11 protein-coding genes are annotated in these 14,548 nt (G+C 43.0%); 7 read left to right on the top strand and 4 right to left on the bottom strand.

Annotation, left to right across the window (positions count from 1 at the left end):
• Nucleotides 1-25: 25 nt before the first annotated feature.
• The 3 genes from J5X92_RS11295 to J5X92_RS11285 form a co-directional block, all read right to left on the bottom strand.
• Nucleotides 26-622, bottom strand: a complete 597-nt coding sequence (locus tag J5X92_RS11295; RefSeq protein WP_013783507.1) for a Yip1 family protein — start codon at nucleotides 620-622, stop codon at nucleotides 26-28.
• A 567-nt stretch (nucleotides 623-1,189) separates the two neighbouring features.
• Nucleotides 1,190-1,948 (bottom strand): tRNA isopentenyl-2-thiomethyl-A-37 hydroxylase MiaE, encoded by a 759-nt coding sequence (gene miaE / locus J5X92_RS11290; protein WP_013783508.1) that lies wholly within the window; start codon nucleotides 1,946-1,948, stop codon nucleotides 1,190-1,192.
• A 174-nt stretch (nucleotides 1,949-2,122) separates the two neighbouring features.
• Complete coding sequence (locus J5X92_RS11285; protein ID WP_208805800.1) at nucleotides 2,123-2,908, bottom strand: sterol desaturase family protein; 786 nt, start codon at nucleotides 2,906-2,908, stop codon at nucleotides 2,123-2,125.
• A gap of 188 nt (nucleotides 2,909-3,096) precedes the next feature.
• Here J5X92_RS11285 and J5X92_RS11280 point away from each other — a divergent pair, with 188 nt between their 5' ends.
• Together J5X92_RS11280 and J5X92_RS11275 are read left to right on the top strand one after the other, a co-directional pair.
• Nucleotides 3,097-4,989: a transcriptional regulator gene (locus tag J5X92_RS11280; protein ID WP_013783510.1), complete on the top strand. Its 1,893-nt coding sequence runs from the start codon at nucleotides 3,097-3,099 to the stop codon at nucleotides 4,987-4,989.
• A 62-nt stretch (nucleotides 4,990-5,051) separates the two neighbouring features.
• Nucleotides 5,052-5,663, top strand: a complete 612-nt coding sequence (locus J5X92_RS11275; protein WP_013783511.1) for an ACP phosphodiesterase — start codon at nucleotides 5,052-5,054, stop codon at nucleotides 5,661-5,663.
• On the opposite strand, the gene J5X92_RS11270 is transcribed toward J5X92_RS11275, so the two are convergent.
• Nucleotides 5,660-6,592: a LysR family transcriptional regulator gene (locus J5X92_RS11270; RefSeq protein ID WP_013783512.1), complete on the bottom strand. Its 933-nt coding sequence runs from the start codon at nucleotides 6,590-6,592 to the stop codon at nucleotides 5,660-5,662. The two genes, J5X92_RS11275 and J5X92_RS11270, sit on opposite strands and share 4 nt — an antisense overlap.
• Nucleotides 6,593-6,729: 137 nt before the next feature.
• Between J5X92_RS11270 and J5X92_RS11265 the strand changes: the two genes are divergently transcribed.
• The 5 genes from J5X92_RS11265 (at nucleotide 6,730) to J5X92_RS11245 (ending at nucleotide 14,462) form a co-directional block, all read left to right on the top strand.
• Nucleotides 6,730-7,755, top strand: coding sequence for a zinc-binding alcohol dehydrogenase family protein (locus tag J5X92_RS11265; RefSeq protein ID WP_013783513.1), 1,026 nt, complete (start codon nucleotides 6,730-6,732; stop codon nucleotides 7,753-7,755).
• A 414-nt stretch (nucleotides 7,756-8,169) separates the two neighbouring features.
• Entirely contained in the window at nucleotides 8,170-10,362 is a 2,193-nt protein-coding gene (locus J5X92_RS11260) for a heparinase II/III family protein (protein WP_232363221.1), read from the top strand.
• 329 nt (nucleotides 10,363-10,691) lie between these two features.
• Entirely contained in the window at nucleotides 10,692-11,189 is a 498-nt protein-coding gene (locus tag J5X92_RS11255; RefSeq protein WP_208805799.1) for a 2Fe-2S iron-sulfur cluster-binding protein, read from the top strand.
• Nucleotides 11,189-12,211, top strand: coding sequence for a xanthine dehydrogenase family protein subunit M (locus tag J5X92_RS11250; protein WP_208805798.1), 1,023 nt, complete (start codon nucleotides 11,189-11,191; stop codon nucleotides 12,209-12,211). Before J5X92_RS11255 ends, J5X92_RS11250 begins: the two co-directional genes overlap by 1 nt.
• On the top strand, nucleotides 12,201-14,462 hold the full coding sequence (locus tag J5X92_RS11245) for a xanthine dehydrogenase family protein molybdopterin-binding subunit (protein ID WP_013783517.1): 2,262 nt from the start codon (nucleotides 12,201-12,203) through the stop codon (nucleotides 14,460-14,462). The genes J5X92_RS11250 and J5X92_RS11245 overlap by 11 nt, the downstream gene beginning before the upstream one ends.
• Nucleotides 14,463-14,548 lie beyond the last annotated feature (86 nt).

Below are 14,548 nucleotides of genomic sequence, written 5' to 3'. Positions count from 1 at the left end.
AAAGTAAATTACAATTTTTTATTCGCTAGCTGGCGAAAATAGGGCCTGTTGTAATACCCCACAATAGTACTGCGCCAGTCATTAAAATAACCATTAATACTAGCCCACAGGTAACCACTGAGCTGGAATAGATAAACCCTTTTTCTTGTGGCAATTGTAATAACAAAGGCACACCAGAAAAAAGTAGGTAGACTGAATAGCTTACACCTACTAATAGTGCAGCCATTACCACCCAAAGCTCTGGATACAAACCAGCAAAACCCACCATAAATAATGGGGTAGCGGTGTAAGCGGCTAACTCTAGTGATTGCGTGAAAGTGGTGGTTGATTCAAACGCTTTAGCTAGCTCATGAATGACCACTGCCAAGGCCACTACGCCAGCAACTAAGCCGAAATACATACCCGTCGCCATTAATAGCGCACTGCTTTCGCTTAATTTGATGAGATCTCCGCCCATACTCCAACCTGTGTAAACAGTTGAGTAATACGCCACAATAGTGGGTATTAACGCAATAATAGCAATGTGGCTAAATGCGTAGAAAAAAGTTTCCTGGCGTCGATCGATATTACGGCATTCTTCTTTTGGATGTGTGTACATCCCAATAACATGGTTTAAAAGCATTGTCCTTCGCCTCTGAGAAAGTCTGAAGAGTATTATTTTTTATAAGAATCAATGTTAATACTAAAGTATAAAATGCAACATTTAATTTACACGACAATTTTGCTACAGGATGATGAATCAGTCAAATAAATAGTGTGAAAAATAGGTCTTAAAACGCACTTATTAATCTATTTGGGTGGGGTGCACCAAGATGGGTCGAAATCAGGCTGTAATTTAAACGAATTGAAGGCTAAATAGCTTAATTGATATAAGGATTATCTTAGGTAAGGCGGTGCTATCGACCCGGTTAGCCGCGTAAAGAAGAGCAATTAGGTAAGTGCAACCAAGTAAAAGTAATCAGGTAAGAGCATCAGACGAGACTAATTAGTTGAGAGCAACCAGATAAGAGCATTCAAATAACTAGAGAAGAACATCCAGACAAGAAAAAGGGTATGAATAAAAATAAGTAAACAAGACTCAAAGAGAAAAGGTGGCGATAAACGATGAGTTGAAAGCGTGACATGACACCACGCATTATCAACTTCCAACCCTTCATTTTAGAAAGCCTGTAAGGGCGTTATAAATACCTTAAGCTGGAAGCCCGCTATGGAATTTAAAATCGCTGTCATTGGTAGTGATTAATTCAGCCTCTACCTCACCAAAGTACGCAATTCTTTCTGAAATATCTTTGCCCGCGATATCGGTGGCCAGCGACAAGTAGTCTTGATAGTGCCTAGCTTCAGAGCGAAGCAAGGAAATATAAAATTCACCAAGCTTTGCATCTACGTGGGGCGCTAATTTTGCGAATCGCTCGCAAGAGCGGGCCTCGATATAAGCGCCACATATGAGTTTGTCGACTAAGGCATCTGGCTCGTGAGTTTTAACATGCCTTAGTAACCCTTTTGCGTAGCGCGAAGGGGTGATGCTTCGATACTCAATATCGAAATGGTCCATCATCTCCAATACTTGATAAAAGTGATGTAACTCCTCTTTAATTAGTAGCACCATTTTATCAACAAGGTCTTGGCCATATTTTGAATCAGAGCGTGGGATAACAGATTTCGACAGTTTATTTTTCGACGGTAAATCTCGCCAGTCACCTTCGCGTTTATACACGTATTGCTCGAAAGGTTGTAGCCACGCCAAAAGGGCATCGCCACTTTCTTTATCGACGGCATATTTTCGAATAAGAAACATGGCCGATTGAGATGCTTTAAGCTCACAAATCAAATGATCTAAAAGCAGCATGGAAAAGTTTTCAGGCTTGGTAGCTTCTTCAACCCATGCACCTGGTGTTGTAGCGTGTAAAAACGTATTTATAGGGGCGAGTAATTCTGCTGTATTCACTGTCTTTAAAACTAAATTAGGGCCAACGTAAAGTATAATTGTACCACACTAGAGGCATCGGCTGGCGATGGAAATGCACGTTATTATCATTGCACTCTCAACTATAACCTTCGCAAGCATAGCCCTTTTCAGGTATAGCCCCCTGAAGCATCGCCTCCGCAAGTTGTTTGCTAACTATGATTTTTTTGAGTTGATAACATCCTCTGCTTTAGCTGCTCTAACCACATCATGAAATAGCAGCATATCTAAATATCGCATTGAGGCACCCTGATAGAACCCGGTTTCACTTACAAAGGTTTTTGGGTTTTTAAATGTTCCAAAAATAATGTCAAAAATAGGTAAGTCTGAGTAATTGTAACGATGCACTCCCTTCTTGTGGTGAAAGGAGTGGCTCTCTGGCCTTTGGATAAAAAATCCTAACCATTGGGGCGTACTAATATTTGTGTGCTGAAAGATAGCTAAAAACGAGCTGAAGAATAGAAAGTATGTACTAGCCTCTGGGCTAACGCCCGCAAATACTACCAAAGCCAGACTGCTTAGTGCTGTAAAACCAATCATATCGAATGGACTAAAATAAAAAGCACCAAATGTATCGATGCGTTCTGCGCTATGATGAAATTGGTGAAATATTCGCCATAGATACCGATTTTCATGAATAGCACGATGCCAGCCGTAGAGTAAGAGTTCGAACACCAAAAGGGCAATAATACAAGCCGCAAACGGATTCATATCGGTAAGATCGAACAGTTGATATTGATAAAGGTGAGTGTCCCATATAAGGGGCAAATAACTTGATGCGTAGAAATATATTACAAAGGTCAATAACGCTCGCGCCTGCCAAAACTTAGTTGGCGGCAACGCTCTTGCAGGCCTCAATGTTTCGACCATGATAAGTAATAAGTACAAAGCGAAGAAACCAAGAGATATCGGATCTAGAAGTATAGCTAAAGGGGTTGGCATGTATTCCTCCGGTAAGCGTTAATAGATGTTGCCAAAAGTAGGTGCTATTTTAAGGTCGGCTGGGTGGAGAAACTTAAGGTTTAGATAATGATTAGCTAAAAAATAGCTAATCATTATGTAACTACAGCGCAGTGACGTTAGGTTATGGCTCTCGCGTTACTAATCTTTTCAAAATAGCGGTGAATAAAATGATTTACCAAGTGGCAGATTTTCAGATAGACACAGAAAACTTTGTCATCGTAAAGCATGGCGAGCCCCTAGCGGTCGAGCCTAAGGTTTTCGACTTAATTGTTTATCTTATTGACCATCGCGACCGGTTAGTAACTCGAGATGAGTTATTTAAAGAAATTTGGGCTGCTAGAGAGGTTTCAGACACCACACTTAGCAATCATATAAAAGCCGCAAGAAAGCTACTTGACGACAATGGTGAGATGCAAAGGGTCATCACTACGTTGCGAGGTAGAGGTTATCGATTTGCCGCGACAGTAACCCAGCTCAAAAACACGCCTACCTCTGAGCAGGCTTCAGCGAATAGCAATTCAACGTTAAAACAGCCTGAGGCTTTATTAAAGTATCTCTTTTCAAAGACCTCTGTGGTCATTTTCTTTACCTTACTGCTGGGTTTAATTTTTATTACTTTCTACAGGGGGGCAGCAGAGACTAATAACCAAAATAGTCAGCCATATATTTTAGTATTGCCGTTTGGCATATCAAGTGATGACGACAAAAAATGGCAACCCTTTACGGAACAAATAACCAGAGAAATGATTACAAAATTTGGCCATTTACCCGAACTTCGAGTTGTACCTTCATCTTCAGCATTCGTTTTTAAAAACGATAAATCGTTTACGAATATTAGAACCAAAATTCCAAGCGTTACGCATGTTTTAGACGCGACTGTGAACGTGAGTTCGCAGGGAAACATTAAAGTTTCTGCTACGCTATTTAGCCTTGAAACCGGCGCGCTTATTTGGGATCAAGCTTTTTTAGGGCAAGTTAATGATAGGAATTTTTTCTCAATTCAATCTGAAATTGCCAGTGGCGCAGCATCGTCTTTGTCGGTTGCCATTAGCCCTAAAATGGAAGAGGCACTGTATGCGTTGCCTACTAATAATGTAGCCGCTTATGAATTATACGTAGAGGGGCAGCAGCAGATGAATCTGTTAAGCCATGAGCCTTTGCGTAAATCCATTGAGCTTTTCAGTGGTGCTATTGCACTTGATCCTTCTTTTGAAGCTGCCTATGTTGCAAGGGCAAATGCATATCGTTTGATAATGTCTTATTTTGACACTCCCAGTGAAGTACTTCCAATGGTGGTGAGTAGCGTGCAAGGTGCGCTAGCGGTCTCGAGTAATAACGCAGATGCGCTATCGTCACTGGGTCTTGCCTACGTATTTGCGTGGAGGTGGAATGATGCTTGGAAGGTGCTTAATGCCGCGAAATCCCAAAACTCCGAACTGGTGTTAACCGAGCTAGGTTTCGCCCTATATTACGCTGGCTTAGGGGATGTTGAAGGTGTCAAAAGAGCGCTAAGGCAGGCCGATAAGCTTGATCCGTTAAATGTTGAGTTAGCAGATTGGGGGCATTGGGCATTGGCAATGGTAGGTGATTTTGATGCAGCGGTGGCCTGGGCTAGGGTCAAAATAAAGCAACACCCTCGGGTAAGCGTATTATATAGCGGAGCGAGTGTTTCGCTTTCGTTAATGGGGGAGCACGAAGAAGCTATTGCGTTTGCTCAAAAAGGAGTAGCGCTCGCTCCACAATATCCGTTTGCTTTAATTGCACTGTCTCAAGCATATGGTTATGCAGGTGATAAGCACAAAATAGCGCCGCTATTAAAGCAGGCCGAAACGTTAAACGCATTTATGTGTCCTTATGAAACCGCGATAAGTTACATTATTCTGGACGAATTTGATCGCGCATTCGAGCTGTTGAATAGTGCAATTTCATCACGTTCAAACTGCCTGGTATTCAGCCGGTTCGACTCTCGCCTTTCACCCATAAGGCAAGATGAAAGGTTTGAGGCTCTACTAAACCAAGTAGGGTTGGACGATGTCTCCATAGCCAGCTATCAACGCTGACGTTAAACCATGTACCCCACATTCCTACAAACTTTATTTGTAACTTTACGTATAATGGAACAATGAATTATCTAGCACACCTTTTTTTAGCCCAACCTACTGCCGATTCTCACTACGGGAATTTACTTGGCGATTTTCGCAAAGGTGTAGCACTCGCCACGCTCAGTAATGGCGTAAGTAAAGGCCTAGAAAACCACTATACAGTAGATAAGTTTACTGACAGTCATGCTAGCGTAAAACAAGCAAAAGCGTTGTTTAAACCAGAGCACAGGCGTTTTGCACCTGTGGCGATAGATATGCTGTTCGATCATTTATTAATTACGCATTGGACGCGATTCTCTACCATTCCATTTGAAGCATTTTGTGAGCAAAGCTTTTCATTATTGGAAAAGAAGTTGCCTGTTATGCCCACCACCATGCAGCGTAGTGTTTCTCATATGATTACGCACAACTGGTTTGCAGACTACGCGGAGTTTGAAGGGATAGGTTTCGCTATACAGGCAGTCGCGAAGCGTATACGATTTAAAAATGATTTTGCTCAATGCGTGCAAGATATAGAAGCAAACTTCACGCTCTTAAATAGCTTATTTCTAGGCTTTTTTCCTGCCCTAATTGAACATGTTCAGCAACACGGGCCTGAGCGCGGTACTCCCAGCGGACTTATCACGGTTTAGATTCGATCCTCGGCAAAAATACCTGCCGCCACCAACTGTTGTAATTGGTATTGGCATTGTGTCCTAAGGGTATCTCTTAGCAACCTTACGGCGGGCGTTATGGATTGCCTACTAGGGCAAATTAGCCATAATTGGGTAGGCTTAACAATATAGTCAGGCATTAAGGCAACTGCGCGGTTATTAAGTAGGTCGTCGCACATGTCCAAACTAGACTTTACTGCAAGGCCATGGCCATTCACACACCATCTTCGCACCATGTCGCCGTCATTAGCAGCACGGTTACCCTGCATTTTAATTTTCACGGGTTGATTGTTGCGGGTAAGCTCCCACTCGTTATAAATAATATCGTGTAGCTGATAAAAAAGGCCGTTGTGTTTAGGTAGGTCTTCTAAGGTTTTTGGTGTGCCGTGCTGTTTTAAATAAGCGGGGGAGGCTACCAATAACCTAGGCACTTCACATATTTTAAAGCCGTATAAACTGGCATCATTTGGCGAACCGTAACGAAGGGCGATATCAACAGGATCGCGATAAAAATCGATGTTGCTGTCGCTTAAATGCAGCTTCATGCTAATACCAGTATGCTCATCCATAAAGCGGTTAAGCCAAGGGGCAATAACATTGCGGCCTAAATCTGACGATAAGCCTATGCGTAATTCACCCTCAATATTTCCTGTATCTTCTTGTAAGTTTTGCTTTGCGTGTTCAAGCATGGTGATGGCTTGCTCGCAAACAGGTAAGTAACGCTCACCCGCAGCAGATAGGCGAAGCGAACGAGTTGTTCGAATAAAAAGGTCGGAACCTAGCGTACTTTCAACTCGCTTAACCGCAGCGCTCGCGGTTGCTGTGCGCATGTCTAAGCTAGATGCTGCTGCAGTAATACTGCGAAATTCAGCGACCTTTAAAATAACAATGAGATCTTCAAGCAACATAGATTATCTATTTTCTATTGAAAATGTTTCAAATATTGTGCTGTTTAATTTGAAACAGTCAAGGCGTATTATATTCTCATGGCATATGAATATGCACATTCGTTCAGTATTTTACTTAAGCAGAAGGGGATTTCTCGATGAAAGCAATTGGATACACTACATCTTTACCTATAACAGATGAAAACGCACTAACGGATGTAGAGCTTGCCAAGCCTGCCGCGTCGGGACGGGATGTCTTGGTGAAAATCAACGCAATTGCCGTTAACCCAGTAGATTTTAAAATTCGCCAACGTGTGTCGCCTGAAAATGGTGAACCTAAAATTTTGGGGTGGGATGCGGTAGGTGAAGTGGTTGAAGCTGGTAATGATGTAGAAACCTTGAAAGTAGGTGATAGAGTATATTACGCGGGCGATTTAACACGCCAAGGCACCAATGCTGAATTCCAGTTAATAGACGAACGCATTGTTGGCCGTGCTCCGAAAAGCTTGTCTGATAGCGAAGCGGCGGCATTACCGCTTACCGCGATAACTGCATGGGAATTATTGTTCCAACATTTGGCGCTTGAAAAACAACAAGCGGGTAATCCCAAGAAAACTAACGAAACCGTGTTGGTAGTAGGCGCGGCTGGCGGGGTTGGTTCAATCATGCTTCAACTGCTAAAAACCTTAACCGGTGCTACGGTTATAGCCACTGCTTCTCGTGAAAGTTCTATACAGTGGGTGAAGAGCTTGGGTGCTGATTATGTCGTTAACCACCGCCAACCATTAGCTGAACAAATTACTGCGCTAAATATTGGGCCAGTTACACATGTGGCAAGCTTGAATGCCACTGATGCATATCTCGATGCCTACGTAGAAATAATGAAGCCTATGGGTAAGATTGCACTTATTGACGACCCTGAAGCGTTAGATATTTCAAAGCTCAAGCCAAAGAGTATTTCTTTACACTGGGAGTTTATGTTCACCCGTTCAATGTTCCAAACAGAAGATATGAGCGCCCAAGGTGAGTTGCTATCCGATGTTGCCGCGTTAATTGACGCAGGCCACGTAAAAACGACAGTAGGTAAGCATTTGGGTAAAATTAATGCGGCGAACTTAATTGAAGCGCATAAAACCCTAGAAGCAGGCACAGCAATTGGAAAAATCGTTTTAGAAGGTTTCTAACTTGTTTGTTGGGGGACCGCATATCGAGTTTGATGTGATAAAACTAGCTCAATGCAATGTTGACTAGCGAAACATAACGTATTCAACGTGGCGTACTAAGTGGTACGTCACGTTTATCATCCTATTCACGTTTTTATTTAGAACCTGCCTATGCAAGATTTTTTAGTAAAAATACTACAAATGGCTATATTTCGAACAAATAGTTGGTTGTTTTTGCGTTTTCTCGCAGTGGTCAGCTTTTATACCTTAGAGGTTCTGTTATTGTACTAATCCTCAATTCGCTATCTTCTTATTAACAATTTTTTACCCTACACCCATTGTTAATAAATTCTAAAAAGGCGAAGTGTTAAAAACGGAACTTATAATATGAATATAAAAAAATTTACCCTTACGTTATTAACGGTGGGCATAACTATGTCGCCTTTTACCCTGCAAGCAAAAGAACATCCTAATCTTATTCTTACTAAACCTGGTGTGGAAAGAATGAGAGACAATTTAGGCCAAGTTCCCCTGTTTGACACAACATTATCAAGTGTTAAACAGGAAGTCGATGCAGAAATTGCTATGGGAATTGATACGCCTATTCCTAAAGACTTTTCAGGCGGTTATACCCATCAACGCCACAAGCAAAACTTCTTTGTAGCTCAAAAAGCCGGTGTGTTGTATCAGGTACTGAACGACGAAAAATACGCAAAATACATTCGCGATATGTTGTTTCAGTATGAAGCCATGTACAAAGATTTACCGCTACACCCTCAAGAACGCTCGTATTCGCGTGGTAAATTGTTTTGGCAGTGCTTAAACGACAGTAACTGGTTGGTTTACATGAGCCAAGCTTATGATGCCATTTATGATTATCTTTCAGCTGAAGAACGGGAAACGCTAGAAACGAATTTGTTCCGTCCGTTCGCTGATTTTATCTCACTAGAGAACCCGCAGTTTTTCAATCGCGTTCACAACCATAGCACGTGGGGCATCGCGGCGGTCGGTATGATTGGCCTAGTCATGAACGACGAAGAACTTATTCAGCGTGCCTTGTATGGTATTGAAGATGATGGTTTAGAAGTAGGCGGTAAAGATAACGACGGTGGCACCATTAAGGTAGAAGGTCAGCGCAAAGGCTTCTTTGCTAACCTAGAAGAACCTTTCTCGCCAGATGGCTATTATACCGAAGGACCATATTACCAACGCTATGCAATGTATCCTTTCCTTATTTTTGCTTTAGCAATGGACAACAGTCGTCCAGACTTAAAAGTGCTTCAGCACAAAGACAACGTTTTATTGAAAGGCGTAAACGCGCTTCTTAATTTGTCTGATGCTGATGGTGAATTCTTCCCAATTAATGATGCCCAAAAAGGGATGTCTTATTACAAGAGTTCCTTGGTGAGTGCGGTGGATTTAGCTTATTTCTACGGTGATAAGAATCCACAACTGCTTAGTGTTGTTGAAAAACAAGGCGAAGTGTTATTGCAAGAATCAGGGCTACAAGCGGCAATTGACGTTCGCGATGGTAAGGCTGAACCTTTTATCAAGCAATCAGTGAACTTAAGTGACGGCGTGAATGGCAAGCAAGGTGGCATAGGTGTGTTGCGCCAAGGTGATGAAGATATGACCTTGGTGTTTAAGTATGCGGCCCAAGGCTTAAGTCATGGCCATTACGACAAACTTTCTTTTTCAATGTATGAAAAAGGCGAGGAAGTATTACAAGATTACGGTTTAGCGCGTTTTGTAAATATTGAGCAAAAAGGTGGCGGTAACTACTTAAAAGAGAACAAAACCTGGGCGAAAACCACCATCGCGCATAACACTTTGTCGATAAATCAGAAGAAACATTTTAACGGCGATTACGATATAGCGAGTCAGCATCATTCAGAGTTATTTACTTTTGATGCAGAGCGCGAAGATATCAAAGTGGTAAGTGCGACAGAAGAAAATGCGTACCCTGGTACCTTGATGCACCGCACTATGGCTATGATCGCTAACGACAACTTCGAAAAGCCGTTCGTGTTAGACATTATGCGGGTTGAGTCAGATAAGAAAAATCAGTATGACTTTCCGTTCTACTATTTTGGCCAAGTATTAGATATGAACTTCAAATACGATACGCCAACGAGCCTGAATCCGTTAGGTGATGATAATGGCTATCAACATTTATACGTTGAAGGAAAAGGCGATGCGGCTGACCACAACACTCAGTTTTCGTGGTTAAGTAATGGCAAGTATTACACCATTACTTCTATCACTAACAGTGAAGATGAAGTGTTTTTTACCCGTATAGGCGCTAACGACCCTGAGTTTAACTTACGACGTGATCCAGCCATCATGCTTCGCAGAAATGATACACAGGATACCCTGTTCGTATCGGTAGTAGAGCCTCATGGGTCTTATAGCCGAGTTAGTGAATCATCACAGAATTCAAAAAGTAGTATTACTGACTTGAGTGTGGTGCTTGATAGCGAAGCCTATACAGGTATTAAAATTACCGACGTTAAAGGTACTGAGCAAGTGTTTATTATCTCCAATGAAGATGCGTCGAAAAACGCCAAACATAGTGTGAAAATAGACGGTGAAAAGTATAGCTGGACGGGCCCTTACTTGTACCAGTAACTTAGTTTCGCTATAGAAATTACGTTATAAAATCAAAGCATGGTAATCACAGTTTCATGGAAAGTGTATGCGAACGCTGTTTTTAAATAGCAATGCTTTGCGTAACGAAATGCGCAGTGTAACTAAAGCCGCACAAACTCCGATAGTTGTCGTTTACATTCATATGTTAACGGCAACCTAAAGAGCGTGCGGTTTTTCTTTTTTTTTAACCGCAACATTTAATGCTGAACCAAACATAAAGAGGAGGCGTAGTGAAAAGGTGAATGACAAATATTCAGCTAACTCCTGAGCAGTAATGGATTGATAGCTGTACGGTATAGGAAAACGCCATGTCCACTCTTTTTGTAAATGAAGAAGCTTATCCCCTCCCTGAAGATCCAAGAACCACGCTACTCGATTTTTTACATCAACACCTCTCTATGTTTGGTGCCAAAAAAGGCTGCGATCACGGCCAGTGCGGTGCCTGTACCGTATTAGTTGACGGAGAGCGAGTAAATGCGTGTTTGGTTTTCGCCTTTCAGCTTGAAGGAAAATCGGTTACCACCATTGAAGGAATAGCCAAGAATGATGAGTTACACCCCCTACAAAAGGCCTTTGTAGAGCGGGATGCTTTTCAGTGCGGCTATTGTACTTCAGGGCAAATTTGCTCGGGTGTCGCGTTAATGGATGAGCTAGCGGCAAAGAACCCCAGTGCGGTGACCTGTAGTGCTGACTACTCACCCAAAGAAGATATTAGTGAAAGAATGAGCGGCAATTTATGCCGCTGTGGCGCTTATCCCAATATTGTTGATGCAATACAAGATGTTATTGCTTTGGAGCCACAATAATGAACCCATTCAGCGTACAAAATATAAAGCATACTCAAGATATTACCGGTTTATCAACCGAAGACAGTGCTAAGTATATTGCGGGAGGTACTAATCTTATCGACTTGATGAAACTTCAGGTTGAAACCCCTTCACAGTTGATTAATTTAAGCCAATGGGAAGATGAGCAGAGTATTACTGAACACGACGATCATTATCGTGTTGGTGCCATGGTTACGAATACGGCGCTCGCCAATTACGCTTATCACAAACCATCACTTTCCTTGCTATCTCAAGCATTATTAAGTGGCGCCACGGTGCAGCTTCGAAATAGGGCGACGACCGGAGGCAATCTACTACAACGAACGCGGTGCTACTATTTTTACGATACCACTAAGGCCTGCAATAAGCGCCAACCTGGTTCAGGATGTGATGCGCTAACAAGTATGAACCGTATTCATGCCATTTTAGGCACTAGTGATGATTGCATTGCCACTCACCCATCGGATATGGCGGTGGCCATGATGGCTCTTGATGCAAAACTGCTGCTAACCGCAAAATCGGGTAACGAACGGGTGGTACCCGTACGTGAATTTTACTGCGAGCCCGGTAGTACACCTCATATAGAAAATATTCTAGAGAATGAAGAGGTTATTACTGCCGTCATTATTCCAAAACAACGTCATGGCAGCCAATATTACCGTAAGGTGCGTGACCGTTCTTCTTATGCCTTTGCTTTGGTATCGGTAGCTGCTGGGCTTGTGGTAAAAGGCAATAGAATTGAAAAGGTTACATTAGGTTTTGGCGGGGTAGGAACTAAACCTTGGTTCCCTGTGAGCGCTATTAAAGTGCTTACAGGCGCTGAGTTTTCTGATGAAGTTTTAGACCTCGCTATTGATGCTGAGTTGGCCGATGCGAAGGTATATGGCAGTAACAATTTCAAACCTGATTTACTCCGTAATACATTCAAAAGCGTGCTGAATTCACTTTATGAACATCAGTGTGAAAATGATGATTACGAAGGAGCGCTTTATGAAAATTGATACTTCGAAAAACGTATTAGGAAAGCCGAAAAATCGCGTAGACGGTGTTTTAAAAGTAACTGGACACGCACGCTACGCAGCCGAGCAGCAGTTCGATGAAAAAGCGTTAGTGGGGTGGCTGGTATCTTCTGACACTGCCGTAGGAGAAATTACTCATTTATCGACAGAGAAAGCTGAAAAGGCAGAGGGCGTGCATGCTGTACTAACCTATAAAAATGCTGGACCGCTTAAGCCATTCAGTAAGCCCGCAAGCGAAAGCCGTTTTACGCAGAGTAGGGCTGTACTAAACGAGCCTCATATTCGTCATTTCGGTGCGCCAGTTGCTTTAGTCATTGCCGATACATTGGAGCAAGCCCGTTATGCTGCAAGCTTGGTTGAGTATACGATTGATGCTAAAAGTCCAGATTTGCTTCTATCTTCAGAGCAGGCCACTACCGTGCCTGATTCCCTTGATGGCGGATTTGAAGCTGATGTCGAAAGTGGAAATAGAGAACATGATAAAAAGGCAGTGGAGATAGAGGCTGACTATACCACCCCCTCTCAAATATCCGCGGCTATGGAGCCACATGCAACCATTGCAAACTTTGATGGCGAAAAGCTAAGCGTGTATACCAGCGTGCAAATTATTGCTTCGGCAGTGGAAGCGTTAGCGGTTACTTTCGAATTAGATGAAGAGAACATTGAGGTGAAAAGCCCCTTTATTGGGGGAGGTTTTGGTTCAAAACTAGGTTTGCATTACGATGCCGTATTGGCCTGTTTAGGGGCGCGATATTTGAAGCGACCGGTGAAGGTTGTTCTAAGCAGACGCCAGGTATTTTACAATGCGCCTCATAGAGGACATAGTTTTCAGCAGATGCATTTGAGTTGCGACAGTGATGGTCTGATAGGTGATATTGAACATCATAGTGCTATGCCGAAAGCAAAAGGTTACGAGTTTGCCGAGGCTACTGGAGCGGGAGCACGTGTAACGTACGCTGCAGAATTTATAAACAGTACCCATAGAATAAAGGATGCAGACACCCCGCTTATCGATTCTACACGTTCGCCTGGTGATGCCATTGGCTCGCTGGCGTTTGAATCGGCCATAGATGAACTAGCCCTAAAAGCGGGGATAGATCCGCTTACCTTTCGAATTAAAAACCTACCTGAAGTTCACCCTGTTAGCGGTAAGCGCTTTACCACCCATAGGCTTGGCGACTGCTTGCAAGAAGGGGCACAGAAGTTTGGGTGGCAACATAAACCAGCGCCCAAGCCTGGGAAATTAATAGGCCACGGTGTAGCGAGTGCTATGCGTATGAACGTTCTGGTACCCAGTGCAGCCAGCATAAGCCTCGACAGCAACGGAAAGCTTACTGTGCGTTCGGATATGACAGATATCGGAACGGGATCTTACACAATATTGGCGCAGATAGCGGCAGGCGCATTCCATTCACAGCTTGATAGTGTAGATGTACAACTTGGTGATAGCAGCTTGCCACCATCCTGTGGTTCTGGGGGCTCTTTCGGCGCGGCAAGTACAGGCTCAGCATTAATGAAGGCCTGCGAGTCGTTGAAGAAATCGTTGAAGAAAGCACTCAGACAAAAGTTGCCAAACCTTACGCCGGAATGTGAATTGGTGTTAGAAGGCAACACGCTGGTGGTTTATGAAACAGATGTGGACACCCACACTAAAACAGATGTGGACACCCACACTAATAGTAGCGAGCCACAGCGTTTTCTTTTAAGTGAGCTTATCGATAAGGATGACTTTCCTTTAACGGAAGTAGGTGAAGTGAGCGAAGACGACACCAGTGAAGACGAGCAATACTCTTGTGGCGCGCATTTCGTAGAAGTGGAAGTGGACACCCACACAGGTGAAGTGCGACTGAAAAGACAATATGGTATTTTTTCAGCAGGTAAAATCCTTAATGAAAAAACGGCGTCTTCGCAAATTAAAGGCGGGATGGTATGGGGGGCAGGGTATGCACTTACCGAAGCCATTCATCATCACACTGATTCGGCCAGTTTTATCAATCCTGACTTCGGTGAATATCATATTGCGGTAAACCGCGATATTGCTGAGGTCACGTTAGATTTCCTAGAAACGCCAGATTATGAAGCATCTCCTATTGGCGCCAAAGGTATTGGCGAACTTGGTATTACAGGCGCTGGAGCCGCTATTACCAATGCGATTGCAGATGCAACAGGCGTGCGAATTCGGGAATTTCCAATCACAATGGATAAGGTGATGGAAGGACTGCAAAATAAGTGATTAGGCTAGGTATGAGCTTAGTCAATAATTTATGGAGAACCGATAGGCTTTAACCGTAAAACGTTACCATTATCCTTAACTTATGA

Origin of the sequence: Alteromonas sp. K632G, from assembly GCF_017653625.1 — a bacterium.
In the GTDB taxonomy this organism is placed as follows: domain Bacteria; phylum Pseudomonadota; class Gammaproteobacteria; order Enterobacterales; family Alteromonadaceae; genus Alteromonas; species Alteromonas naphthalenivorans.
The sequence above is the reverse complement of the archived record's forward strand: the minus strand, read 5'-3'. Positions and strand labels throughout refer to the sequence as shown.